The following is a 23,574-nucleotide window of genomic DNA, read 5'->3' as shown; positions in this document are numbered from 1 at the left end:
GTTCTGCTTTTTCTAGTTGTCCTCATGTAAGGTGGCTAGACGCTAGCTGCCTCACTCAACTGGGGGGCGGTCGTGGCGATCCATTCTTTTCATTCGGAAGCCGAGCTGCGCGGAGCGCGCATGCTCCGCACGGCGCTGGGCTCGGCAATCGCAGGCTTTCTGGAAGATCCGTCCGTCGTTGAGGTGATGCTGAACCCTGATGGCCGGCTCTGGATCGATCGGCTGTCGAGCGGCCTTACCGATACCGGCGAGAGTCTGTCCGCTGCCGACGGCGAGCGAATTGTCCGGCTGGTCGCGCACTATGTGGGCGCTGAGGTTCACGCCGGCTCGCCCCGAATCTCGGCTGAGCTGCCGGAAACGGGAGAACGATTCGAAGGTTTGCTGCCGCCCGTCGTCGCCGCGCCGGCCTTCGCAATCCGTAAACCCGCGGTCGCCGTGTTCGGCCTGGATGACTATGTCGCCGCGGGCATCCTGAATTTGGAGCAGGCGAACGCGCTTCGTGATGCGGTCGCCACACGCAAGAACATCGTGATCGCGGGCGGCACCTCAACCGGCAAGACGACGCTGACGAATGCGCTTCTGGCGGAAGTGGCCAAGGGTTCGGATCGGGTCGTCCTCATTGAAGATACGCGAGAGCTTCAGTGCACGGCGCCGAACCTTGTGGCGCTGCGCACAAAGGATGGCGTGGTCTCGCTATCCGATCTGGTGCGCTCATCGCTTCGTCTGCGCCCTGATCGTATCCCGATTGGCGAGGTGCGCGGGGCCGAGGCGCTCGACCTACTCAAGGCCTGGGGGACCGGACATCCGGGCGGAATCGGCACGATCCACGCCGGCACCGCGCTAGGCGCGCTCCGCCGGCTCGAGCAGCTCATCCAGGAGGCCGTCGTCACGGTCCCGCGCGCGCTGATCGCCGAGACCATCAACGTCATCGCCGTGCTCTCTGGCCGTGGTGCCGAACGGCGTTTGAGCGAACTCGCTTCTGTCGAGCTTGGACCATCAGGCGACTACAGCCTTTCGAAAATCGGAGATCAATCATGAACGCACCATCCTCTCTCGGGCGAGGTTTCACATCAGTTGCGGCATTCGCTTGTCTGTACCTGGCCAGCGTGTCGGCCTGGGCCGCCGGCTCGAACATGCCCTGGGAGCAGCCCCTCAACCAGATCTTGCAATCGGTCGAAGGACCCGTCGCCAAGATCATCGCGGTCATCATCATCATCGTGACCGGTCTTTCGCTCGCATTCGGCGACACGTCGGGGGGCTTCCGGCGGCTGATCCAGATCGTGTTTGGTCTGTCGATCGCATTTGCCGCCTCGAGCTTCTTCCTGTCGTTCTTCTCGTTCGGCGGCGGGGTGGTGATCTGATGGATGAGCCAGTTCCGGGCTTTGTCGCCCCTGTCCACCGTGCGCTGACCGAGCCGATCCTTGTAGGCGGGGCACCGCGATCGGTTGCCATTCTCAACGGCACATTGGCTGCAGCACTCGGCCTCGGTCTGCGCCTGTGGCTGGCCGGCCTTCTGCTGGCGTTCATCGGCCACATGGCCGCGGTCTGGGCCGCAAAACGCGATCCGGAATTCGTAGAAGTCGTGCGCCGGCACGTTCGTGTTCCCGGTCACCTCAGCGCTTGAGAATAGTCCCATGATGAATCTTGCCGAATACCGCGATTCAAACACGCGCCTTGCTGATTTCCTGCCCTGGGCTGCTCTGGTCGACGAGGGAATTGTATTGAACAAGGACGGCTCGCTTCAGCGGACGGCGCGGTTCAGGGGGCCGGATCTCGACAGTTCCGTGCCGGCTGAGCTTGTTGCGGTCGCAAGCCGCCTGAACAATGCGCTCCGGCGTCTCGGATCGGGCTGGGCGGTTTTCGTGGAGGCGCAACGGCATTCGGTAGGGCGCTATCCGCCCGACTCATTCCCGGATGTCGCATCCGCCCTGGTGGATGCCGAGCGAAAAGCGCAATTTGAGGAGGCTGGCAGCCATTATGAATCGAGCTACTACCTGACCTTCCTCTACCTGCCGCCGGTAGAAAGTGCAGCTGTGGCCGAGCGTCTCCTGTACGAGGGCAGCCATCGCCGCGCGGGAGCGGATGCGCGCGAGGTGCTGAGTGGCTTCGTCGACCGGAGCAACCGCGTGCTCCAGCTCGTTGAGGGCTTTATGCCGGAATGCGGCTGGCTCAATGACGAGGCAACGCTCACCTACCTGCACTCGACGGTGTCGACCAAGCGGCATCGTGTTCGGGTGCCGGAAATCCCGATGTATCTCGATGCGCTGCTTGCCGATCAGCCGCTGACAGGCGGGCTTGAGCCGATGCTGGGTGACGCGCATGTGCGTGTCCTGACGGTTGTGGGGTTTCCCACGGCGACGACGCCCGGGATCCTCGATGATCTCAACCGCCTCGCATTCCCGTACCGCTGGTCGACCCGCGCGATCATGCTCGACAAGACGGATGCTCTAAAGCTCCTGACCAGGATCAGGCGGCAATGGTTTGCCAAGCGCAAGTCGATTGCCGCGATCCTGAAGGAGGTGATGACCAGCGAGGCGTCCACGCTTCTGGATACCGACGCCCACAACAAGGCGATGGATGCAGATCACGCGCTCCAGGAGCTCGGCTCGGATCAGGTCGGTGAAGCCTTTGTGACGGCAACCGTCACGGTCTGGGACAGGGATCCGCACGCGGCCGACGAAAAGCTCCGCCTCGTCGAAAAGGTAATCCAGGGCCGGGACTTCACCTGCATGGCCGAGACGGTGAATGCCGTCGAAGCCTGGCTCGGCAGCCTGCCGGGACAAACCTACGCTAATGTTCGCCAGCCTCCGGTCTCGACGTTGAACCTCGCCCACATGATCCCGCTCTCCGCGGTCTGGGCGGGAGAGGCGAGGGATCACCATTTCAAGGCGCCTCCGCTGTTCTTCGGCAAGACGGAAGGATCGACCCCTTTCCGGTTCTCGCTGCATGTCGGCGATGTCGGACACACTCTGATCGTTGGGCCGACCGGCGCCGGGAAATCGGTGCTGCTCGCGCTGATGGCGCTGCAGTTCCGGCGATATCCGATCGCTCAGATCTTTGCCTTCGATTTCGGTGGGTCGATCCGTGCGGCGGCGATCGCCATGGGTGGCGACTGGCATGATCTCGGCGGCGCCGTTGGTGGAGACTCGGCAGAATTCGTGGCGCTCCAGCCGCTTGCGCGCATCGATGATGTCGTGGAGCGCGGTTGGGCAGCCGATTGGATTGCTTCGATTCTTGCGCGCGAGCGCATCGAGGTCACGCCCGAGACCAAGGATCATGTCTGGTCGGCCTTGACCTCGCTCGCCTCGGCGCCAGATGGGGAGCGGACGCTGACGGGCTTGTCCGTTCTTCTGCAATCCAATGCCTTGAAGCGGGCGCTGCAACCCTATTGCCTCGGCGGTCCGTTTGAGCGGCTGCTGGATGCGGAAGGTGAGCGGCTGGGAGAAGGCTCCGTCCAGGTGTTTGAGACCGACGGGTTGATCGGGACCGGTGTCGCGCCGGCGGTTCTTTCCTATTTGTTCCACCGGATTGAGGATCGGTTTGACGGCCGTCCGACCCTGCTCATCATCGATGAGGGCTGGCTTGCGCTGGACGATCCCGATTTTGCCGGCAAGCTCCGCGAATGGCTGAAGACGCTGCGCAAGAAGAACGCCTCCGTCGTGTTTGCGACCCAGTCGCTGGCCGATATCGACGGTTCCGCAATTGCGTCCGCCATCATCGAGAGCTGTCCGACCCGGATCCTTCTTCCCAATGACCGCGCCATCGAGCCGCAGATCTTAGGCATCTACCGGCGCTTTGGACTGAATGATCGGCAGATCGAGATCCTCGCCCGCGCGACACCAAAGCGCGACTACTACTGCCAGTCGCGCCGGGGCAACCGGCTGTTCGAGCTCGGCCTTGGTGAGATCGCGCTGGCTTTTGCGGCCGCGTCTTCCAAGAGCGACCAGGCTCTCATCGAGCGGGTTCTTGAGGAGCACGGACGAGACGATTTCGTCGCCGGCTGGCTCAAGGCGCGCGACCTCGGCTGGGCCTGCAATCTCATTCCGCAGCTTGCGAGGGAAGGAGGCTTGTCATGAAACGTCTCCGTCCGCTGCTCGTAGCGAGTGTCATCGCCATTGCCGTGGCGCAAATGGCCCGGGAAGGGAAGGCACAGTGGATCGTGTTCGATCCCAACAACTATGTGCAGAATGTGCTAACGGCCGCGCGCGAGCTGCAGCAGATCAACAACCAGATCACCTCGCTGCAAAACGAAGCGCAGATGTTGATCAATCAGGCGAAGAACCTGGCGAGCCTGCCGTACTCGTCCTTGCAGCAGCTCGAGCAATCGATTCAGCGCACCCAGCAGCTGCTCAGCCAAGCGCAGCGCATTGCCTACGATGTCCAGCAGATCGATCACGCGTTCTCGACAACTTATGCGCCGGCATCGCCGAGCATGTCCAATGGGCTGCTCGTCGCTAACGCCCAGACACGCTGGCAGAATGCGGTTGCCAGCCTGCAGGACGCCATGCGGGTGCAGGCAACCGTCGTCGGCAATCTCGATACCAACCGCACCCAGACGTCGGCCCTGGTCTCGGCGAGCCAGGGCGCGTCAGGTGCTCTGCAGGCAAGTCAGGCTGGCAACCAGCTCCTTGCACTACAAGCTCAGCAGCTTGCGGACCTCACGGCCACCGTTGCCGCGCAAGGGCGTGCGCAATCGCTCGAATCCGCGCAGCGGGCCGTCGCTCAGGATCAGGGCACGGAGCAGCTGCGTCGCTTTCTGACCCAAGGTCAGGGCTATCAACCCACAACAGTGCAGATGTTCCACTGATGATGAAGAACAGATTTGAACGGCTGCCGATGGCGGTGGCTGTTAGCCTCACAGTCCTGGTCGTCGCCGCCTGCGCCATTCGCCTGCGCGGCGACGACGGCGCGACTCAACCTTCCGCCTCGCTCGCGGCAAAGCCCGATCCGGCGGCGGCAAAGCTCGAGCAATGCCGCACCGTCACCTCCGAGCAGAGAGAGGCTCTGCTTGAATGCGAGAGGATCTGGGCGGAACGGCGCAGGCAGTTCTTGGGGAAAACCGGATCGGTAAACGGTTCGGATAGCAATGCGGGTACGGCGCCATTTTCCTCTCCGCGGCCGCGTAAGGACGAAAGCCGCCTCCCGTCCCTCTCACCTTCCATTCCAAGCCAAAGCGAGTGAGCAATGGGCGGCACCTCCGTCATCGACCAGTTCCTGGAAACCTTCACCCGTTATATCGATTCCGGATTCGGCCTGGTCGGGGGCGAAGTCGGCTATCTCGCGACGACGTTAGCTGCAATCGACCTCACGCTTGCGGGCCTGTTCTGGTCCCTCGGAACTGATGAGGAGCTTCTTGCCCGGTTCGTCAAAAAAATCTTGTTTGTCGGTGTCTTTGCCTACCTGATTGGCAACTGGAATAGCCTTGCCCGCATCGTTTTCGAGAGCTTTTCTGGTCTTGGCCTCAAGGCCTCGGGCACGAGCCTGTCATCGGCAGATTTCTTGCGGCCAGGTCGAATCGCGCAAGTGGGGCTCGATGCCGGCCGTCCGATCCTTGACTCCATCTCGGGGCTGATGGGGTATGTCAGCTTTTTCGAAAATTTCGTCCAGATCGCGGTCCTGCTGTTCGCCTGGATCGTGGTGTTGCTCGCCTTCTTTATTCTCGCGATCCAGCTCTTCGTCACCCTGATCGAGTTCAAGCTGACGACGCTTGCAGGTTTCGTCCTAATCCCCTTCGGTCTGTTCGGCAAGACCGCCTTTGCGGCCGAACGGGTGCTGGGCAACGTCATGTCCTCCGGCATCAAGGTTTTGGTCCTCGCCGTCATCGTCGGCATCGGATCGACCTTATTCTCGCAGTTCACGGCAGGTTTCGGCGGCAATCAGCCGACCATCGAGAACGCGATGGCGTTGGTGCTCGGCGCTCTCGCCTTGTTGGGCCTCGGCATTTTCGGACCTGGGATTGCCAATGGCATCGTCTCCGGAGGTCCGCAGCTCGGCGCAGGTAGCGCCGTCGGGACGGGACTTGCCGCCGGTGGAGTCGTTGCGGCTGGCGCTGGCCTTGCGGCCGGCGCTGCCGGCCTTGCCGGCGGAGCGATTGCAGGTGCCGCACGCGGTGGAAGCGCGATTGCAAGCGGCACCATGAGCGTGTTTCGGGCGGGGAGTCAGTCCGGCTCCGAGGCGAGCGCGTCCGGTGCTGCAAGTCCCTTGCGTTCGGTCGCAGCTGGTCTTGGTGGATCGGCGAGCGATGCCGGTAAGGGGGAAGGGGTTTCCTCGAGAGCTTCCGACAGTGCGCCCGCCTGGGTTCGGCGCATGAAGAGAGCACAGACGATCAGTCATGGCGCATCAGCGGCAACCCACGCGATCCGTTCGGGTGATCACGGCGGGGGCGGCGGATCTGTCGACCTCTCGCAAGAGGATCACTGACGCCTCCTTTCTTTCGAATTCGGTTCCCTGTCATCTCTCGAGGTTCAAGCAATGTTCAAACGATCGGCCGTTCACTATGGCCGCACGCCAGAAGCCGTCACTCCCTATCAACGCGCAGCCCAGGTCTGGGATGACCGCATTGGGTCTGCGCGCGTGCAGGCCAAGAACTGGCGCCTGATGGCCTTTGGCTGCCTCTTCTTATCAGCCGGCTTTGCCGGCGCCCTGGTCTGGCAATCCGCTCACGGGACGATCACGCCCTGGGTGGTCGAGGTCGATCAATTGGGCGAAGCCAAAGCCGTTGCTCCGGCAAATGCCAGCTATCAACCGACCGATCCGCAAGTAGCCTTTCACCTGGCGCGCTTCATCGAGCATGTGCGTGGCCTGCCGATGGACGCCATTGTCCTGCGCGAAAACTGGCTCCGTGCCTACGACTTTACAACCGATCGCGGTGCGGCCACACTGAATGACTACGCCCACAACAACGATCCATTCGCCAAACTCGGCAAGACGCAAGTGGCGATCGAGGTCTCGAGCGTCATTCGGGCATCCCCTGAGAGCTTTCGCCTTGCCTGGGTCGAACGCCGCTACGACAACGGTCAGCTTGCCGCAACCGAGCGGTGGAGCGCGATTGTCAGCGTCATCTTGGAGATGCCTCGCGATCTCGATCGCCTACGCAAAAATCCCCTTGGCATCTACGTCAACGCCATCAACTGGTCGAAGGAGCTGGGCTAGTCATGCCGTCAGGTCTCGTTATTGCGTCACAGAGGGGCCGCCCGAGCCTGGCTCTGGCTCTTGTTATTGGTGTGTCCACCCTTGGCGGTTGCACCACGTTCAAGCCGCCGCAAATTAGCTATGATAGCGATGTCCCGCCGTCCCCAGATCTGCCGGCGCTTGCCGACGATCGGCCGCGCCCGCTGCATGTCCCACCGGCCTGGAAGGCGGCCCGCGGCGGCAAGAACGCGGAAGCCAAAGAGCCAGTCGAGCGGATTGAGACCGCGAATGACGCGGCACGCGTGCAGCCGCGGAAAGCTGGCTACTTCAATGCGGTGCAGGTGTTTTCGTATAGTCCGGGCGCTCTTTATCAAATCTATGCCGCGCCGGGGCAGATCACGGACATTTCGCTGGAGCCCGGCGAGCAGCTGATCGGCTCGGGACCAGTTGCCGCGGGTGATACCGTGCGTTGGGTGGTCGGCGACACCGAAAGCGGCAGCGGCGACACGCGACGTGTGCACATCATGGTGAAGCCGACGCGCTCCTCGATTGACACCAATCTCGTCATCAACACCGATCGCCGCACTTACCTGATGGAACTGCGCTCCCGCGAAAAGCCCTACATGCCACAGGTCGAGTGGTTCTATCCGGAGGATCGGACCGCGCGTGGTCGAGCTCTGCCGCCCACACCCGTCATCCCGGACAAGGCGCAGCGCCGCTACCGCTACGCCATCGAGGGAGACAGCCCGCCTTGGCGTCCTGTCAATGCCTATGACGATGGGCGCAAGGTCTACATCGAGTTTTCGCCCGGCATCGGCCAGGGCGAGATGCCGCCGCTCTTCGTGATCGGGCCTGATGGCAAGACCGAGCTCGTCAACTATCGCGCTTACGGCAATGTGCTGATCGTCGACCGGCTGTTCGCGGCCGCGGAACTGAGGCTGGGCGAGGAGCACCAGCAGAAGGTCAGGATCGTCCGAACCGACGGGAGGTCGCTGTGACAGAGACTGGCCAGCCGAATGACATACCCAACGACGCTCCTCGGGTTAAGCCGCAGGAAGATATCGCCGAAGCTCTTCGGCTCCGGCCAGATCGGCCGCAAGTGACCCGCCTATCGCGCAAGGTGCTTGCGGGTGGCAGCGCCCTTTTTCTGGTGCTCATCTCTGGTGCGGTGTTCTGGGCTCTGCAGGAGAAGCGATCACGTGCGCCGGCCGCCGACGAGCTTTACGCGACCGACCACCACAATGTCGCCGATCAGCTTGCAACCTTGCCGAAGGATTACACTGAGATCCCGAAGGAGGTGCCGCGTCTTGGACCACCTTTACCCGGCGATCTTGGTCGGCCGATCGTTGCAGCACAGGGCCCTTCGACGCCCAGCCCGCTCGGTGTTGACGCTGAACAGCAGCGAGTCAATCAAGAGAGCGAGGCGGCACGCACCAGCAAGGTGTTTGCCAGCACGAACATCCGCGCACAGGCCCCTGTCGCATCGCCAAGTGAAGCCCCAGCAAATGCAGCGCCATCATCTGACGAAGCATTTTCCCAGAATGGTCAGGATCGAAAACTTGCGTTCGTCGGTGCTTCCGTTGACCGTCGAACTACCAGCCCCGATCGCCTGGCAAGACCGGTCTCTCCCTTTGTGGTCCAGGCCGGATCGCTCATTCCGGCCGCTCTTATCACGGGGATTCGGTCCGACCTGCCTGGGCAGATCACGGCCCAAGTCACAGAAGCGGTATACGATTCCCCTACCGGGCGAGCTCGCCTTATTCCTCAAGGAGCCCGGCTGATCGGGACGTATGATAGCCAAGTCGCATTTGGCCAATCGCGCGTGCTCCTGGTGTGGACGCGCCTCATCATGCCAAATGGACGGTCGATCGTCCTGGAGCGGCAGCCGGGCGCAGACGTCGCGGGCTACTCTGGGCTTGAGGATGAGGTCGACAACCATTGGAAAGAGCTGTTGGGGGCAGCTGCGCTGTCGACGCTGCTCGCCGTCGGCACCGAGGTGAATTCCGGATCGGATACGGGTAGTACCAACAGCGACCTCATCGCTGCGCTCCGCCGCGGGGCGGGGGACTCGATGAACCAGACGGGCCAGCAGGTGGTCCGCCGCAATCTCAACATCCAGCCGACCTTGACGATTCGTCCGGGATTTCCCCTGCGGGTGATCGTCAACCGTGACCTGGTGCTCGAACCGTACAGAGGATGAGGACGATGTCAAAACTCAAACTCGGAGCCTTAGAAGACGATAAGCCCATCAAGGTGACACACGAACTACCTGCGAGCGTGCACCGCGATCTCGTGTCATACGCTGAAATCCTCGCCCAAGAGACTGGCCAGCCAATCCAGGATCCATCGAAACTCATTGCACCGATGCTGGCGCGGTTCATGGCTGCCGACAGGAGCTTTCGGAAAGCTCGCCGAGCTCGTCAGCCTCCAATCGGAGGCGAACGGTAGCGCGCTGTGAGCAGCTTCAGGAATTCCCGCAGGGCCGGGTTTTCATTGTCGGGGCGCCAAGAGGCCGAAAAGTCGAAGCGGCTGGGCGCCGTGCCATCGCGTAGCTCTCGGTACACAAGGCCCGCAATATTTGCCCCCATATCCGACTCGAGCACCAGGCTTATTCCCGTGTTCATGCTGATTAGGCTCTTGATGATGCCAGGACTGACGTCGTGGCGCTTGATCTTAGGGCGCTCCTCGGGCGAGAGGAGCTTGGAAATCAGAAGATCTTCGAGCTCCTTTCCCGGGTCATAATGGCTGAGTAGCACTGTCTCGTCCCGCAGGTCAGCCCAGCACACAGTCTCTCGCATGGCGAGCGGATGATCATGGGGCAAGGCCACCAGAACACGCTCGCTCCAAAGCGGCATTTCTTCGGTGTTTAACAATGGGAGCCTCCCTGTCACGATCAGCACATCCAGCGCGCCGTTTCGAAGAGCCGCGGCCAAACGCGTCCGTGATCGTTCGACCGTCACAAGTTCGATCTGCGGGAATCGCTCTTTGAACGCGAGTAGCGACGTTTGCAGATTGCCTGCCGAAAGTGAGGTGCAGAAGCCGACTGTCAGACGGCCGGTTTCGCTGTTATGGACAGATATCGCGGTGGCGAGGAGCGCGTCGAATTCTTCCAGAATGCTCCTTGCCAGGCGAAGCACGTCGCGGCCGGCCTGCGTCGGTCGCACGCCTCCGCTATAGCGCTCGAAGATTACGATGCCCAAGTGGTGCTCGATTTCATCGATTCTTCGGCTGAGACTCGATTGTTGCGACTTCAACAACTCCGCGGCTCCGCGGAAGCTGCCGCAATCGGCCGCAGCAACAGCCGATCTCAGGTGTTTCAGCTCGATTGCCTTGCTGGCTTGAAGGGAGGGTCTTGATCGACGTGGTCTGTGCATCGTAAGTCTTAAGCAGATGGGTTTTCCGCTCCAATGTGCAGCGATGTCCCGATTGTACTTGCTTCCAGATCCTAGGCGGCCGCTCGGATGACTGGCGCCCAGAGCACCGGACCTGAGATGTGTCCCGCTTTGCGGATGCGATGCAACGCATCGGGCGAGACCTCGAGGTATCCAGCAATGGCCGTGGTGTTTCCGAGAGGACGAGCTTTTCCGATCGGGCGGAGGGGCCAGCCTGCGCGCCGAAGAATGCGCTCCATCCGGGCGTCGGTGACAGTGACGATTTCGGTCAACTCGATGGAAAGGCTGAACTCAATCATGCCCGCAAACAGCTCGTAAGTGGCAGCAGCAAGTCCGCCCTTAGCCTTCGGTGCATCCGACGGAACATCGAGCGCAAATCGGCTGCTCTCCCAGATCCGATCGCCTCGTGGCGCCGGCTGCCCGTCCAGAAGGATTGGGAAGGTGTCTCTCAACATGGTTGGGCCGGTTGAAGGCAGAAGCCGGACGCAACCCTGAAGACATGCATTGCTTGAGCGGTTCAGTAGATGCACCGGCCGAAGGACATCAAACTCGTCGACCTCCATGTCGCCGCTGACCCCGACGTCCCAATCCAGGCGCTGTTTGAAAACACGATACCTCAGTCGATGCATCTCGGCGAGATCATCGAGGAACTCGCCGTAATAATCTGGGGTGATGAGCTGCATCATTCTTGCCTCCCTGCTTTGCTCGTCAAACAAAGCAGAGAAGTCGAGGCTGGTGCACCTGTGCAGTCACACAGGTGTCTATGGCGAGGCGGCGCTCTATCTTCGAAACTTTGCCTCGGTCAATAGGACGACGGCTTGACGAAGCGAGCCAACGCCGAGCTTCGCTCGGGCGTTATCCAGGTGAAAGCACGCGGTACGCTCGGACATGCCGAGAATAATCCCGATGTCGCCAGCAGATTTGCCGCGCGAAGACCATTCCAGGCATTCGAGCTCTCGGGGAGACAGCACCACACCGCCGACCATGCGATCGGCGGTCCAGAAACGCCTTGCATGTGCATGGAAGAACGTCGCGATTAGTCGCAGGTTCTGGGCATGTTTGAGTACCGAGCGCTCAAAATTGGTGCGACGGTCGTCGGTCGCAAAGCTCAGCGCGGCGAGCGGACCGTTGTCATCGTGGATTGGAAGTGTGAATCCATAACGGATGCCGAATTTAGCAGCCTCTTCAAATAAGTCGCGCTCCCGTTCCGATCGGATGGGCGGGCCAAATTCCAGCCCCCATTGAAAAGGCTGACTATCTCGAATCGCCCGACGCACCACGGGATCAACAGATTCGTACTTGTGTCGAAGGTAGTGTGCTGTCCACGATTGTGGGTATGTCGAGATTAGGTTCGGGCGCCCACCCGGTTTATGGGAGAGCGCAAGATAGGCGAAGCAAGATAGATTCAGCGCCTCGGCGATATCTGCCATCCCCTGCCGGGCAGAGTCACGATCTGTGCTTTCGGCGAGCCGGTCGGCGAGTTTTTGAAAGGCTCGATGCAGCGCGGGTGACCACACGGTGTCCTCGGTGATTGATAAGGCGAATCGAAAGTGTTCTGAGCGGGCTGCTCGGGAAACTTGCGTCCAAGTATGCTGGGCCCAGGTCAGCTGCAACCTCGACAAGCCGGGGCTGGGCGGATTCCATTCTGCGGTCTTTGCGAATTTGTGGGGCTCGAGGCTTCTTCTAGATCTCAAACTTTGATCCGTTTGGAATCCTGCATGATTGCGGGAAACGATGGTGAATTTCCGCAAGGTTTGGCCATTTACGTCGCAGCTTGTCCTGCTCTTTCGATTAAAAGCAGTCTCAAGGAGATCGCAAATGAAGATCGGTGTTCCCAAGGAAATCAAGACCCACGAATACCGCGTGGGCCTTACGCCGGGAGCCGTCCGCGAATACGTGGCCGCCGGTCACAGCGTGCTCATCGAAACGAATGCTGGCGTTGGCATTGGCGCAACGGATGAGAACTATCGCAAGGCGGGCGCAACGATCGTGGGCTCCGCTCGGGAGGTGTTCTCATCTAGCGAGATGATCGTGAAGGTCAAGGAACCTCAGCCTTCCGAATGGACCCAGCTACGAGAGAACCAAATTCTATTCACATACCTGCATTTGGCACCGGATCCCGAGCAGGCGAAGGGTCTCCTCAAGTCGGGGTGCACGGCAATCGCCTACGAAACCGTGACTGATGCGCGCGGCGGACTTCCTCTGCTTGCACCGATGAGCGAGGTTGCAGGTAGGCTTGCCATCGAAGCGGCAGGTAGCGCCCTCAGGCGCCACGCCGGCGGACGGGGATTGTTGATTGGTGGCGTACCAGGTGTCCCCCCGGCCCGCATCGTGGTGATAGGCGGTGGCGTGGTCGGTACGCATGCGGCACGGATGGCGGTGGGTTTGGGTGCGGAGGTCACGATTCTTGACCGCTCAATTTCTCGATTCCGTAAACTGGATGAACTGTTCGAAGGCCGCGTTCGTACCACGTTCTCGACAATAGAAGCCCTCGAGCAGGAGGTATTTGCGGCGGATGCTGTCATTGGCGCCGTGCTTGTCCCCGGCGCGAGCGCGCCGAAACTTGTCAGCCGGGGCATGTTGAGCTCGATGCGCAGAGGCTCGGTGATCGTGGATGTCGCAATCGATCAGGGCGGATGTTTCGAGACATCGCGTCCGACTACGCACGCTGATCCAACCTACGAAGTTGATGGCGTCATCCATTATTGCGTCGCCAATATGCCGGGAGCTGTTCCGCTCACCTCGAGCCAGGCACTGAATAACGCGACTCTTCCATTTGGGTTGGCTCTCGCCAACAAGGGATTTGCAGCCGTGCTCGAAGATCCGCATCTGCGCGCAGGTCTCAATGTCTACCGAGGCCGGCTGACTTATAAGGCTGTGGCTGAAAGTCTCGGCTTGCCGTTTTCACCGATCGATCAGGCCGCGGCCTGATCCCAGAGGCCTCCCTAGGAGGCGTTTTCCTCCCTGACTTGGCGGGCCACTCCTTCGGGAGTGGCCCCGTTTTTTAGACCGTCTATGAATTCGTTCAGAGACACTCGAGCTGCGGCGGAAGCAAGAAACCAACTTGCAATACGAGTTGAGTAAGGACGACCTTGCGGCTCTGGTAGTCTGCAAAAAAGAGCACTGTTCCAGTATCTCCGTCCGATCTGCATATTTCCAGACCTGACGCAGCGCTCATGGCGTCGAACCGGTGCGCCCGCAGACTGCTCCCAGATCCCCTGAGGCGAGCTCGCCACCAGGAGCATACTGATCATCACGGCTGCGCGGCCTTAGAAATGATATTCCTACGTACGACTCCGCCTGTAGTCGCCAAGCAAAGCTTCGTTGGCGGAATGGTCCGGTACATCGTCCTTCCACCGCACGGATCCGAACGGGCGTTCTAGCATGCGACGAATACGCACGGGCTCGGGACCGGTGTGGAAGGCCGCCGCTTGACGGTCTAGCGCGCGTTCGGAGTGGGTCGATCGGTTGCGTTGACGTAGATAATCAAGCCACGTCGGGCAATGGTAGCGCTCGGTCCACAGTTCGGGATCGGCAATATCACGTGCGATCGACCAGCCATACGCGCCATTCCGTTTCCGGAACAGCTGCACGTCTTGCATCACATTGTGAAAGGCCCGCGCATTCTCTTGTGCCACGCGATATTCGATTTCTATCACAAGCGGTCCACTACGATCGGTTAGCGCAAGCCTAACCTCAGGATGCGCGAGCGCCTCGGCGTCCTCGCTTCGTGGGTTTATGCGAGGCATGCGAAGCCAGAACCCCAATAGCGGAGAAATCAACATCAGGACGGCGGATAACAAAAGTGCCGTTTCGACGCCGGCGGCATCGGTCAGGCGACCCCAGCCCCAGCTACCGACGGCAATCCCGCCCGAGCTTGCTGCCTGGTAGGCCGCGAGCGAGCGTCCCGCGACCCAGCGCGGTGCCGACAGTTGCACGCCAATGTTGAAAAGGGCCCACGCCATCATCCACACAGCCCCTGCAAGGACAAGCGCGACCGATGTTAGAACCAGCTCGCGGCTCAACGCCACCGCGGCAAGCGCGCCCCCCATCGACAGTGCGCAGGCGCGGATTGCTGCCTCACCGCTCATGCGCTTCCGCACTTCGGGTACGTTTAGTGCTCCGATCACCGCGCCAAGGCCAAACGCGCTGAGCGTAATCCCATACGTCTGGGCATCGCCTCGGAGGAGATCGCGCGCGACTAACGGCATTAGCGCGATGATTGCGCCGCCGATCACGCCCGTGATCATGGAGCGGATCAGAACAATTTTGATCGGGGGCGAATTAGCGATATAGCGGACCCCCGAAACGATGGCACGATTTAGCTTTTCGGGGGGAAGATACGAGGGCTCGGAAATTCGCTTCCACAAGAATAGCGCAATAAGCAGCGGCAGATATAGCAACGCGTTCAACGCGAAGGAAGCTACTGCGCCCGCTGTCGCAACCACAATGCCGCCGATCGCTGGTCCCAGGCTGCGCGCGATATTGTAGCTGATGCTGTTCAGCGCGACCGCCGCTGGAAGTGCTTCCGCTGGCACCTGCTCGCTAACGGAGGACTGCCAAGCAGGATCCATCAGGGCCACGCCGCTGCCGATTACGAAACACAGTATCAGTAACAGGTCCGGCGTGACCAGGCCGCGCCAGGCAAGTGTCGTCAGCGCGGTCGCACCAGCGAGCAAGATGCCGAGAGAGACGAGCATCACGATGCGCCGGTCATACATGTCAGCAATGGCGCCGGCTGGCATCGAGATCAGCATAACGGGCAGCAACAACGCGGTCTGGACTAGCGCAACTTTGTCGGCGGACGATGTCATCTGAGTCATCGCCCACGCCGCGCCGACGCTCCGAATCAGGGCGCCCAGATTCGTAAGCAGACTTGCGAGCCAGATACGCCGGAAAGTGATGTGGCGGAACGGCGCAGTGATGCCTTCAGCGCTGAACGTCCGAGACTTGGGAGAATAAGTCATCTCGCTTGCTGCGTTGCCTCCGATGAATTGAAGAGAGACTCCGAGAATCGGCTGCTGAACGGGTGAGCGGCCCTGTCTGATGTGTGCCGCATCTGTGTGCGAAAAGCCTTAAGAGAGCCAACCTTGCTCCGAGATTTCGCTGTGGTGTTGTCCAGCTTGGTGCGAGCGAATCTGATTCTTGCCCTGCAAGCGTGAGCGTCAACGACACCGCCCCTTGCCTAGTCACTCCGTGCGACATGCCAGCGGCTTCGGCCAGATGTGGCACGCACTTAATGGCGCCAGAGGCTGCATTCTCTGGGATAGGTATTGATCCCGAATAGTGGATTTTATCGTGGCCGGCTGTGGGAAGCGAGCTGCTGCGTTAGCCGGGCCGCGGATGAACCGCCGCCGATTTCTTGAGATTCGCATGGTCTCGTCAGAGTGGAAAGGCAGCAACAATTGAACGCATGCAGGCGGACGTCCTACCCGCTAAACCGATCTGCAAAAGGTTCACTAGCCGATACACTACAAGATCGATATGGCAGTTTGCAGCATTTTCCGCGCATTGAGCGATGAAAAAGCGCGCTATGCGAGGTCCCTCTGTTCGGTAAACGGTTGCCAGGTCCTCCGCGATCGAGTTAGTCAGCTCGCTCGCGCCACAAGGCTCAAGCGATAGACAACCAGCGCCGCGAATCTGGGTGAGAAGCTGCTGGAGTTGGGAATTGCACCTCTTGCGCAAATGTCTGCGCTCGCTTCGTAGCGTACCCGGCGGCAGTGCGCTTACCTGATCTGGCGATGGACAAACGAGGACAAGCAGATTCGCTTGGCGAGATACGCTTCAATCCTCGGATGGAGCCTCGATTGGAATAGCAAAGCCGGCTTTTACCCGGTCCATTACCACCATCGTCTTGAAGCCTTTGATATCAGGGTTCTCACGGAAGAATCGCCGGGTGAACTGCTCATAGTCGTCCATGGTGCGTGCGGTAATGTACAAGACAAAGTCAGCATCGCCTGTAACGTAAAACCCATTGACGACTTCAACTGACGATTTGATAGCCTTTTTGAATCTGTCAATTATGTCCGAGCGCTCGCGCTCCAAGGTCACCAGCACAAGCATCTGAATAGGTCGCCCTACCGCCTTCGCCGAGACGATGGAAACGTCGGCCTCGATGATGCCGTCCGAGCGAAGCCTCTTTAGTCTGCGTTGACACGCGGTAGCAGAAAGCCCGGCCAGTTCGCCAATCGCCTCGGATGTCAAACGGTTATTCTTTTGCACAATCTCGAGGATGTGAGCGTCGATTCGGTCGTATTGCATAACCGGCTCCGGGCTTGAGAGGAAATTCTGCAACGAGTCGGTGCCTAGCGCAGAAAAACGTCTCGAAGTTGGGAAATCTCTTCGAAAAACATCATTACGACACCAGTATCGTCGATCCGTCGGCAATTTCAACAAATATGCGCTGCGTGACTTGCAAAATGATCTTTGAAAGGCCGCGGTCCTGCTACTCCGACGCACCGCGAAGATCACAGCTTGGGAGCGGCGAAATAGAAATAAGAGTTGCCGTCGATCCGCTGGCGTTCGGTGCCGGTATGACGTCGGCCCTCGAGTGTGATGGGCCCCTTTGTCGATAACAACAAGGTCGTTGGCTGGGGATATTTTTCTGCTCGGTCATGCAGAGATCCGCTACTCTCTTGCCTGGCATTAATCCGTAAGCAGTTATACGGATGATGATTGCGTCACATGGAGGCTGTTGAAGGCGACGGCGCCAAGTGGCTCATCGAGGTCTTCGTCTGAGCAATTAAGCTCTCGGGTCGTAAGCCGGTGAGGGTAACGTGTTCGTAGGATAATACTGCAAGATCCTGCTGTGGCGCTGTCAAGCGATATGCCCCCGGCTTTGATGCCGCCAGGAGCATAGTTTTGCGAGCTGGATAAGGCTAAACGCCTATGAGGCCACGGATCGGCTCAGCCGAGTTTTACTATCATCTGTTGCAATGACGTCCGCGACCATCTCAGCTGTGACAGCGGATAATGTCCAGCCGAGGTGACCATGACCGGTGTTGTAGAAGATATTCGGCCTTTTACCTCGGCCGACCCTCGGCATCATGCTAGGTGTCATAGGACGCAAGCCTGCCCATGGCACCACCTGCGCGGTGGACACATCCGGAAAAGACCGCTCTACCCAGCGCACCAGAGGCTTAATTCGGTCCCAGCGGATGTCGCGGTTCTCGCCGTTGAACTCCGCGGTCCCAGCGACACGGAAGCGATCTTCTCCTAACCGGCTGGTCACGATCTTGGTGGCCTCGTCGAGCAGGCTGACACGGGGCGCAGCCTTTTGGCTCGTTTCATCCCCGAGCTCGACCGTGATGGAGTATCCCTTGACGGGATAAATGTTTATCTTGTCCCCCAGCATTGAAGCAATGCGTCGGCTGCCGACCCCAGCGCAGACCACCGCTCTTTCAGCTTTAAGTTCCTCCTTCAGAGGGCCTCCTTCCCATCGTACGACCACACCGTCTCGATCAGCTTGCATGCCGCAGATCTCTGCACCAAAGACGAAGCGTACGCCCCTTCGCTCGCAAGCCGCAGCGAGACCACGCGTGAACTTGTGAATGTCGCCCGTTGAGTCAGATGGGGTAAAGAAACCACCGTAATACTGATCACGCAGCGCTGGCTCTATCGCGAGCATTTCGGAGGGCGTCACGGGGCGACGATCCAATCCGCCCTGGAGCAGCAACTGATTCACGCGAGAAGCCGTATCGAAGTCGGCCTTACTCGAATAAACGTGTAATATTCCTCGCCGCTCCAAGTCGAAAGCGATGCTCTCCCGATCGGCAAGCTCAAACAGATGTTGCCGCGCCGCTATCGCCAGCTTTGTCGTTTCGATCGTATTGCGACGGTAATGCCGAATCTGGCCTACGAACTCCGCGAGCCAAGTATATTTGTGAAAACTGGGACTTGGGTTCAGCAGCAATGGTGCGTCCTTGCGCAGCATCCACCTCAAGCCTTTTACGATCGTTGCGGCGTTATTCCAGACTTCGGCATTGCTTGCCGATAATTGACCGCCATTGGCAAACGAAGTGTCCATCGCGGGATAACGCTGGCGGTCAAAGACACTGACCGAATAGCCGCGGCAGGCCAAGGCATAGGCCGTTGTAACTCCGGTGATACCGGATCCGATAATGATGATCGTGCTCATCGTATGCTCCAAGACAGGGATGAATGAACGGTGAAATGGCTTTCGCCATCACTCCGTCCCCAAATCTGTCCGTGCACCTGAGAGCTTTCTCCGCAATCCTAGTGGATAACGGTCCCCTTCGGTGGGTGCCGACTGGCACCTCTCTCCAGATCGTCCTCGGTGTGCGGTCCTGGGCCTGAGAGTTTCCTTGGGGGGTTGCTCCGTCGGCGGCGATGTGCCTGTCGGCTCATCGCACTCTCCCGCACACCATCGTCAGACACGATAACAGTCTCAGACGTACTCACTACATGTCAAGCCATGACGCATCGTTGAAGCTCGAGATTCGGCGGCGTAGGCGATGCTCGATAATGTTGCTCTTCCAACCGTCCGATCACCAGCTGGTTTGCCGCTAAGATCGCTGTGGTGGCCTAGCATGTACGATCGTATCCGCTGGATGTCTCACCGGTTTTGAACAAGCTGTTGCTGCAGAACGCAGCAAAACTGCGATCTTAACAAAAAAACGCACAATGTGAGCGTGGGGCAGCTCTAATAAATACATGGTGATGTAGGACTCTCCAAAAGCTGTGCGCGGCATGCATCTCTTTCAACGTCGAGTCAAAATGGACGGCTGCACCCCTGACTCGCTTGCTCTGCTCGACCGAGGGTTCTGCAGCGTTCTGGCGTCGACGTTTCTCGCGTCTGGCGATAGAATTGAGTCTGGCTTGGCGCGCGACGAACTGAGGTTCTCTGCTAGTTCGGCGATCAACTCCCGCGATCTCCAAGTTGTGCGATTTCACGGCGCTGCTTCGCCAAAGACGCCAGCCGATCACAAGACTCAGCTCGCGCGTGGCGCCATTCTGAGGCTGTTCGGGCCGGGGTTGATCGGCTCTCAAGCGCCTGGTCGCGCCTTGCGAACTACGATCTCAGCTCAAATAGCATGCTGTTTTCATATGAAGCCCAAAAGATGCGGGCGCCGAGTTGAGGATAGATGTCGTACGCTTTCGATCTGCGTTGAACTCGATGGAGAATCGCGGTGAGACATGCCGTCTTCGTCTTCTGCGTCGATCACGAAAGGGATCCGGTTGCGGGTCACGTTCTGGATGCCCTCAAGGCCGAATGCACCCTTGTTCGAACGGGTTTAGAGCTCGATGGGCACTCCGTACTCGAGGTTCCTGGCTTGCATGGCGCCAGGATTTCGATCGTGCCCACTAACGAGGTCGTAAGTAACGACTATGGGCGCTACGCGCCAATCTTGAATGAACGCTTCGGTGACGCCAACGTTATTGGAATCGTGAATTGGCACGAGGGGGCCAATGCACAAAACGCAATCTTCTCGGTTCAAACGACCGGCGACCTGGCGACGGGGACTTTCAGCGCAGTCGACCCCCGGATTACTCGGGGCCTTCTTCTAGCCATCGAAGCCGAGCGCGTCACGTCGGGTCTTGCCGACTTTCGCACTTACCTGGAAGCGACTCATTGGTCGGGCGTCAAGGCGGGTGATGCTGGTACCCGTCTCGCTGACTTGCGGCCTTCTGCAATCGATATCGAGATCGGAAGCTCGCCAGCAGATTGGACTAATTCTCGTGCCGCTCGGGTGCTGGCGCGTTCGCTATTGCGAACGTTCGATCGCATGGACGAAGCGGTAACCTCCGTCCTTTGCATCGGTGGCGTTCACTTCGAACCAAGCTTTACGAGCGCCATATTGCAGGCACAAGACGAACCCCCGATAGCAGCAAGTCATGTCCTACCAAACCATTGGCTAGTGTCGGGCGGCTATGACCAGGAAAGTCGCTTGGTCGATCTAAGAGCTTGCGTGCATTCGATCGTGGGTGGGATTCAAGGCATCGTGTACCACGATAAGCTGAAAGCTCCTTTCAAAGGTGTTGCTCGCCTGCTTGCAGAGGAACTCGGTGTCCCGATGCTCTCTCACAAGAAACTGCGGGCGGCTCTTTCAAAGGATATCGAATGAGCCCGCGAAAGCTGTCATGTGCTGTCGGACCAGCATGTAAACTATCGGTCGCCCAGCGCTTGACGTATTTCTCTGGAGAAAAGCGATGAACGCTATTGGTTTTGGTTCGATTAAGACAATTCCGTACGATCCGTTTCCCCGGATCGAATACGAAGGCTGGGTCGAGCGGGCGCGGCGTTTGATGAAAGAGCATACTATAGACGCGCTTCTGGTGACGGCCGAACACAACTTGCGATATCTCGTTGGTGAGCCTAGCACGACGCCGCAGCAGACGACTCGGCCGCGATTTCTTCTTATTCTTTCGTCTGGTGAAGCTGTTGCGATCGTTCCCGAGGGAATCGACCAGTTTTATAGAGAGACAACCTGGGTAAAAAAATGCCGGAGCTGGCCTAGTCCGAATCCGAAGGATGAGGGTGTGTCAGCACTTGCCGGAGCGTTGCGTGAACTATTGCCAGAGCACGCCAGAATCGGCATAGAGCTTGGCGCGGAGAGTAGACTTGGCTTCCCTGCGGGAGATTTCTTGCGCGTTGCGGATGCGATCAAACCTCGGACGTTTGTCGATGCAGCGGATCCAATTTTCACTCCATTGCGAATGATCAAGTCTCCATTAGAGGTCGACCGAATTCGAACTGTATGCGGGCTTGTTTCAGAGGCATTTGAGAATCTGACACCAAAGCTCCGTCTGGGTATGACGGAACGAGAGGTGTGTCGCTTGTTCGAGACCGAATGCTTCAGTCGCGGTGTCGAGAAGACAAGCAAGATCGTTGGTGTCTCTGGCCGCGGGGGCTATACGCGGCCCTACGGTGTCCCGAGCGACAAAGTTCTGTCGGATGGAGACCTGCTGTTTATTGATGCGGGCTGTCTATTCGACTTTTATTGGAGCGACTTCGACCGACACTTTGCGTTCGGTGCACCTGATCCGCACACCCAGGATGCCTATCAAGTCGTTTGGGATGCCACAGAAGCGGGAATTGCCGCCGCTAAACCTGGCATTCCGATCTGTAATGTCTGGAGCGCAATGTCAGCCGTGCTAAATGGCTCAAATAATCGCGGTAAAGCCACGAACATCGGGCGAATGGGGCACTCCATGGGTTTATGGATGCCGGAGCTACCTTCCGTTCAACCGGACGATAAGACGATACTGAAGCCAGGCATGATCATTAATATTGAGCCAAGCACCTCCTATCCTTCGTATTTCGACGGATCACCGAAGCTGATGCTGCATGAAGAGGTCGTTGTCGTGACCGAAGCTGGCTCGCAATTGCTCACCTCTCGTGCTTCTCGAACCATACCGGTGGTCGCCAAATAAAGAGACAGAAAGCCCGCGGCGGAAGGAAGAGCATGCAGAGCTCTCGCCGTAAGCCTCAAGCGGCCATGACGTCCTATTCGCGTGTTACGCCTGTACCCCAATGGCCACATGAGAGCGTCGAATATCAGCAATCCGGCGGTGAATGCTGAGTATTTGTGATTCACGACGAGGGTGCAGAAGCCGACACGGCTCCCGCCCAATAGATGCGACGTCCAGCCATGACACTTCTACATTGTCACTTGCCGCGTTCTCCATTCCAAAAAGTCAGGACGCAAGCGCCTGCAGCAGAGAGTGCTCGCGGCCGCTTGATGAGTGGTGCACGGGGACACCGCCGCATACGACTGGTGCCGTATCGTAATGGATTCGTAAGTTAAGGTCTGACATGCATAGCGTTGAACAGTTCCGCGATCTGCAGCGTGAGGTAACCGCCTGGCGACGCTATCTTCACGAGAATCCCGAGCTCGACTTTCAGGTACATAACACGGCGAGGTTCGTGACCGAGAAGCTGGCTTCCTTCGGCATCAATCACATCGAAACGGGCATAGCTGAAACCGGTATCGTTGCATTGATTCAAGGGGAGGGGGGAGACGGTCCCACAATCGGGTTGAGAGCCGACATGGATGCGCTGCCAATCCTTGAGGCCTCAAACAAACCGTGGTCCTCGAGAGTACCGGGCAAAATGCACGCGTGCGGGCACGATGGTCATACCGCTATGTTGCTGGGTGCCGCCAAATACCTCGCCAAGACGCGCAATTTCAAGGGCTGCGTCGCCCTGATTTTTCAACCGGCGGAAGAAGTCGAACTTCCCTCTGGCGGCCTAAAAATGGTCCGGGAAGGAATCATGGACCGTTTCAGCATCTCTAAAGTCTTTGGGATGCACAACGCGCCGGGCACCGAGGTCGGCACGTTCAGCATTTGCGATGGGCCGATCATGGCCTCGCAGGACGATTTTGACATTGTCGTGAAGGGGCGTGGCGGTCATGCGGCCAAGCCGCATGAGACCATCGATCCAGTCGTAATTGCGGCACAGATCATCGTCGGCCTACAGATTTTGGTCTCGCGCAACACGAATCCAATCGATTCCCTCGTAATCTCCGTGACCAAGTTGAATGCCGCTAACGCCTACAACATCATTGCTGATCACGTCGAAATGGCTGGGACTGTCAGAACTCATGTTCCTAACCTGCGAGACTTCGCCGAGCGCCAGATCATGGCAGCAGCCCAAGGCATAGCGCGCGGATTTGGCGCGGATATCGACTTTAAATACCGTCGGTCCGTCCCGGTGACCTTCAACCATACCCAGGAGACCAATCTGGCGATCAGGGCGGCACGCAGTCTCGTCGGATCCGCTTCCGTGGACGAGAACATCAAGCCGCGTCTGGGGGCCGAGGACTTTGCCTACATGCTCGAGGCCCGGCCAGGCGCTATGATTTTCATTGGAAATGGACCGACCGCTGGTGTGCACAACCCGGCATATGATTTCAACGATGAAGCTTTGCCTTATGGCATCGGCTATTGGGTGAATTTGGTTGAGACATTGCTGGCTGCCTGACGACCCATCTGAGGCCCGCAAGGCGGCTTGAGCGCGTTGAAGCGATTCTCTGCTTGCTGGGGATCGCTGCTGAATGCCGAGGATGCAAATCATCCGCACGTAGGC

General features: G+C 59.1%; 21 protein-coding genes and 2 riboswitches. Of the genes, 15 read left to right on the top strand and 6 right to left on the bottom strand.

Annotation, left to right across the window (positions count from 1 at the left end):
- Nucleotides 1-72 precede the first annotated feature (72 nt).
- From trbB to AC0L3B_RS33780, 11 genes are read left to right on the top strand one after another with little or no spacing between them, the layout of a single operon-like run.
- The gene (trbB, locus tag AC0L3B_RS33830) at nt 73-1,038 is read left to right on the top strand and encodes a P-type conjugative transfer ATPase TrbB (protein WP_473381807.1); all 966 of its coding nucleotides are present in this window, start codon (nt 73-75) and stop codon (nt 1,036-1,038) included.
- Entirely contained in the window at nt 1,035-1,361 is a 327-nt protein-coding gene (locus AC0L3B_RS33825) for a TrbC/VirB2 family type IV secretion system protein (RefSeq protein WP_473381806.1), read from the top strand. Before trbB ends, AC0L3B_RS33825 begins: the two co-directional genes overlap by 4 nt.
- Nucleotides 1,361-1,624, top strand: coding sequence for a VirB3 family type IV secretion system protein (locus AC0L3B_RS33820; protein ID WP_473381805.1), 264 nt, complete (start codon nt 1,361-1,363; stop codon nt 1,622-1,624). Before AC0L3B_RS33825 ends, AC0L3B_RS33820 begins: the two co-directional genes overlap by 1 nt.
- A 10-nt stretch (nt 1,625-1,634) precedes the next feature.
- On the top strand, nt 1,635-4,076 hold the full coding sequence (gene trbE / locus AC0L3B_RS33815; protein WP_473381804.1) for a conjugal transfer protein TrbE: 2,442 nt from the start codon (nt 1,635-1,637) through the stop codon (nt 4,074-4,076).
- Nucleotides 4,073-4,807 carry a P-type conjugative transfer protein TrbJ gene (gene trbJ / locus AC0L3B_RS33810; RefSeq protein WP_473381803.1) on the top strand — a complete coding sequence of 245 codons (735 nt, stop codon included), beginning with the start codon at nt 4,073-4,075 and terminating at the stop codon, nt 4,805-4,807. Before trbE ends, trbJ begins: the two co-directional genes overlap by 4 nt.
- Nucleotides 4,807-5,181 (top strand): putative entry exclusion protein TrbK-alt, encoded by a 375-nt coding sequence (trbK-alt, locus tag AC0L3B_RS33805; protein WP_473381802.1) that lies wholly within the window; start codon nt 4,807-4,809, stop codon nt 5,179-5,181. Before trbJ ends, trbK-alt begins: the two co-directional genes overlap by 1 nt.
- Nucleotides 5,182-5,184: 3 nt before the next feature.
- The gene (gene trbL / locus AC0L3B_RS33800) at nt 5,185-6,420 is read left to right on the top strand and encodes a P-type conjugative transfer protein TrbL (protein WP_473381801.1); all 1,236 of its coding nucleotides are present in this window, start codon (nt 5,185-5,187) and stop codon (nt 6,418-6,420) included.
- 51 nt (nt 6,421-6,471) lie between these two features.
- A complete protein-coding gene (trbF, locus tag AC0L3B_RS33795) occupies nt 6,472-7,152 on the top strand; it encodes a conjugal transfer protein TrbF (protein WP_473381800.1) in 681 nt (226 codons plus the stop codon).
- 2 nt (nt 7,153-7,154) lie between these two features.
- Complete coding sequence (gene trbG / locus AC0L3B_RS33790) at nt 7,155-8,129, top strand: P-type conjugative transfer protein TrbG (protein ID WP_473381799.1); 975 nt, start codon at nt 7,155-7,157, stop codon at nt 8,127-8,129.
- Nucleotides 8,126-9,331, top strand: a complete 1,206-nt coding sequence (locus AC0L3B_RS33785) for a TraB/TrbI/VirB10 family type IV secretion system protein (RefSeq protein ID WP_473381798.1) — start codon at nt 8,126-8,128, stop codon at nt 9,329-9,331. Before trbG ends, AC0L3B_RS33785 begins: the two co-directional genes overlap by 4 nt.
- A gap of 5 nt (nt 9,332-9,336) precedes the next feature.
- The gene (locus tag AC0L3B_RS33780; protein WP_085348649.1) at nt 9,337-9,579 is read left to right on the top strand and encodes a DUF2274 domain-containing protein; all 243 of its coding nucleotides are present in this window, start codon (nt 9,337-9,339) and stop codon (nt 9,577-9,579) included.
- On the opposite strand, the gene AC0L3B_RS33775 is transcribed toward AC0L3B_RS33780, so the two are convergent.
- The 3 genes from AC0L3B_RS33775 to AC0L3B_RS33765 all read right to left on the bottom strand — a co-directional run bounded on the left by AC0L3B_RS33775 (nt 9,552) and on the right by AC0L3B_RS33765 (nt 12,025).
- Complete coding sequence (locus AC0L3B_RS33775; RefSeq protein ID WP_473381797.1) at nt 9,552-10,505, bottom strand: LysR family transcriptional regulator; 954 nt, start codon at nt 10,503-10,505, stop codon at nt 9,552-9,554. The genes AC0L3B_RS33780 and AC0L3B_RS33775 overlap by 28 nt on opposite strands.
- A gap of 71 nt (nt 10,506-10,576) precedes the next feature.
- Complete coding sequence (locus AC0L3B_RS33770) at nt 10,577-11,209, bottom strand: acyl-homoserine-lactone synthase (RefSeq protein WP_473367891.1); 633 nt, start codon at nt 11,207-11,209, stop codon at nt 10,577-10,579.
- Between the two features lie 93 nt (nt 11,210-11,302).
- A complete protein-coding gene (locus AC0L3B_RS33765; protein ID WP_473381815.1) occupies nt 11,303-12,025 on the bottom strand; it encodes a helix-turn-helix transcriptional regulator in 723 nt (240 codons plus the stop codon).
- A 316-nt stretch (nt 12,026-12,341) separates the two neighbouring features.
- Here AC0L3B_RS33765 and ald point away from each other — a divergent pair, with 316 nt between their 5' ends.
- Nucleotides 12,342-13,454 carry an alanine dehydrogenase gene (gene ald, locus AC0L3B_RS33760; protein ID WP_473381796.1) on the top strand — a complete coding sequence of 371 codons (1,113 nt, stop codon included), beginning with the start codon at nt 12,342-12,344 and terminating at the stop codon, nt 13,452-13,454.
- Nucleotides 13,455-13,807: 353 nt separating this feature from the next.
- On the opposite strand, the gene AC0L3B_RS33755 is transcribed toward ald, so the two are convergent.
- The 3 genes from AC0L3B_RS33755 to AC0L3B_RS33745 all read right to left on the bottom strand — a co-directional run bounded on the left by AC0L3B_RS33755 (nt 13,808) and on the right by AC0L3B_RS33745 (nt 18,660).
- Nucleotides 13,808-15,490, bottom strand: coding sequence for an MFS transporter (locus AC0L3B_RS33755; RefSeq protein ID WP_473381795.1), 1,683 nt, complete (start codon nt 15,488-15,490; stop codon nt 13,808-13,810).
- Between the two features lie 817 nt (nt 15,491-16,307).
- Complete coding sequence (locus tag AC0L3B_RS33750) at nt 16,308-16,784, bottom strand: Lrp/AsnC family transcriptional regulator (protein ID WP_279691997.1); 477 nt, start codon at nt 16,782-16,784, stop codon at nt 16,308-16,310.
- A gap of 625 nt (nt 16,785-17,409) precedes the next feature.
- The gene (locus AC0L3B_RS33745) at nt 17,410-18,660 is read right to left on the bottom strand and encodes a D-amino acid dehydrogenase (protein WP_473381794.1); all 1,251 of its coding nucleotides are present in this window, start codon (nt 18,658-18,660) and stop codon (nt 17,410-17,412) included.
- 63 nt (nt 18,661-18,723) lie between these two features.
- Nucleotides 18,724-18,811, bottom strand: a riboswitch (glycine riboswitch).
- Between the two features lie 3 nt (nt 18,812-18,814).
- A riboswitch (glycine riboswitch) is annotated at nt 18,815-18,912 on the bottom strand.
- A 760-nt stretch (nt 18,913-19,672) separates the two neighbouring features.
- Here AC0L3B_RS33745 and AC0L3B_RS33740 point away from each other — a divergent pair.
- From AC0L3B_RS33740 to AC0L3B_RS33730, 3 genes are all read left to right on the top strand, one after another.
- Complete coding sequence (locus AC0L3B_RS33740; RefSeq protein WP_473381793.1) at nt 19,673-20,608, top strand: D-aminoacyl-tRNA deacylase; 936 nt, start codon at nt 19,673-19,675, stop codon at nt 20,606-20,608.
- Nucleotides 20,609-20,693: 85 nt separating this feature from the next.
- Nucleotides 20,694-21,917, top strand: coding sequence for a M24 family metallopeptidase (locus AC0L3B_RS33735; protein ID WP_473381792.1), 1,224 nt, complete (start codon nt 20,694-20,696; stop codon nt 21,915-21,917).
- 382 nt (nt 21,918-22,299) lie between these two features.
- Nucleotides 22,300-23,469, top strand: a complete 1,170-nt coding sequence (locus tag AC0L3B_RS33730) for a M20 aminoacylase family protein (protein ID WP_473381791.1) — start codon at nt 22,300-22,302, stop codon at nt 23,467-23,469.
- Nucleotides 23,470-23,574: the final 105 nt, after the last annotated feature.

This window comes from Bradyrhizobium sp. Kon56 (assembly GCF_055807635.1).
This window is presented reverse-complemented; position numbering and strand designations above follow the sequence as displayed.

Excerpts from the sequence above, each read along its gene's own strand:
- AC0L3B_RS33820 (WP_473381805.1), top strand. The coding sequence starts at position 1,361 with ATGGATGAGCCAGTTCCGGGCTTTGTCGCCCCTGTCCACCGTGCGCTG.
- trbF (WP_473381800.1), top strand. The coding sequence starts at position 6,472 with ATGTTCAAACGATCGGCCGTTCACTATGGCCGCACGCCAGAAGCCGTC.
- trbL (WP_473381801.1), top strand. The coding sequence starts at position 5,185 with ATGGGCGGCACCTCCGTCATCGACCAGTTCCTGGAAACCTTCACCCGT.
- trbG (WP_473381799.1), top strand. The coding sequence starts at position 7,155 with ATGCCGTCAGGTCTCGTTATTGCGTCACAGAGGGGCCGCCCGAGCCTG.
- trbE (WP_473381804.1), top strand. The coding sequence starts at position 1,635 with ATGATGAATCTTGCCGAATACCGCGATTCAAACACGCGCCTTGCTGAT.
- AC0L3B_RS33735 (WP_473381792.1), top strand. The coding sequence starts at position 20,694 with ATGAACGCTATTGGTTTTGGTTCGATTAAGACAATTCCGTACGATCCG.
- AC0L3B_RS33775 (WP_473381797.1), bottom strand. The coding sequence starts at position 10,505 with ATGCACAGACCACGTCGATCAAGACCCTCCCTTCAAGCCAGCAAGGCA.
- AC0L3B_RS33730 (WP_473381791.1), top strand. The coding sequence starts at position 22,300 with ATGCATAGCGTTGAACAGTTCCGCGATCTGCAGCGTGAGGTAACCGCC.
- trbJ (WP_473381803.1), top strand. The coding sequence starts at position 4,073 with ATGAAACGTCTCCGTCCGCTGCTCGTAGCGAGTGTCATCGCCATTGCC.
- AC0L3B_RS33770 (WP_473367891.1), bottom strand. The coding sequence starts at position 11,209 with ATGATGCAGCTCATCACCCCAGATTATTACGGCGAGTTCCTCGATGAT.
- AC0L3B_RS33750 (WP_279691997.1), bottom strand. The coding sequence starts at position 16,784 with ATGCAATACGACCGAATCGACGCTCACATCCTCGAGATTGTGCAAAAG.
- ald (WP_473381796.1), top strand. The coding sequence starts at position 12,342 with ATGAAGATCGGTGTTCCCAAGGAAATCAAGACCCACGAATACCGCGTG.
- AC0L3B_RS33745 (WP_473381794.1), bottom strand. The coding sequence starts at position 18,660 with ATGAGCACGATCATCATTATCGGATCCGGTATCACCGGAGTTACAACG.
- AC0L3B_RS33825 (WP_473381806.1), top strand. The coding sequence starts at position 1,035 with ATGAACGCACCATCCTCTCTCGGGCGAGGTTTCACATCAGTTGCGGCA.
- trbK-alt (WP_473381802.1), top strand. The coding sequence starts at position 4,807 with ATGATGAAGAACAGATTTGAACGGCTGCCGATGGCGGTGGCTGTTAGC.
- AC0L3B_RS33780 (WP_085348649.1), top strand. The coding sequence starts at position 9,337 with ATGTCAAAACTCAAACTCGGAGCCTTAGAAGACGATAAGCCCATCAAG.
- AC0L3B_RS33755 (WP_473381795.1), bottom strand. The coding sequence starts at position 15,490 with ATGACTTATTCTCCCAAGTCTCGGACGTTCAGCGCTGAAGGCATCACT.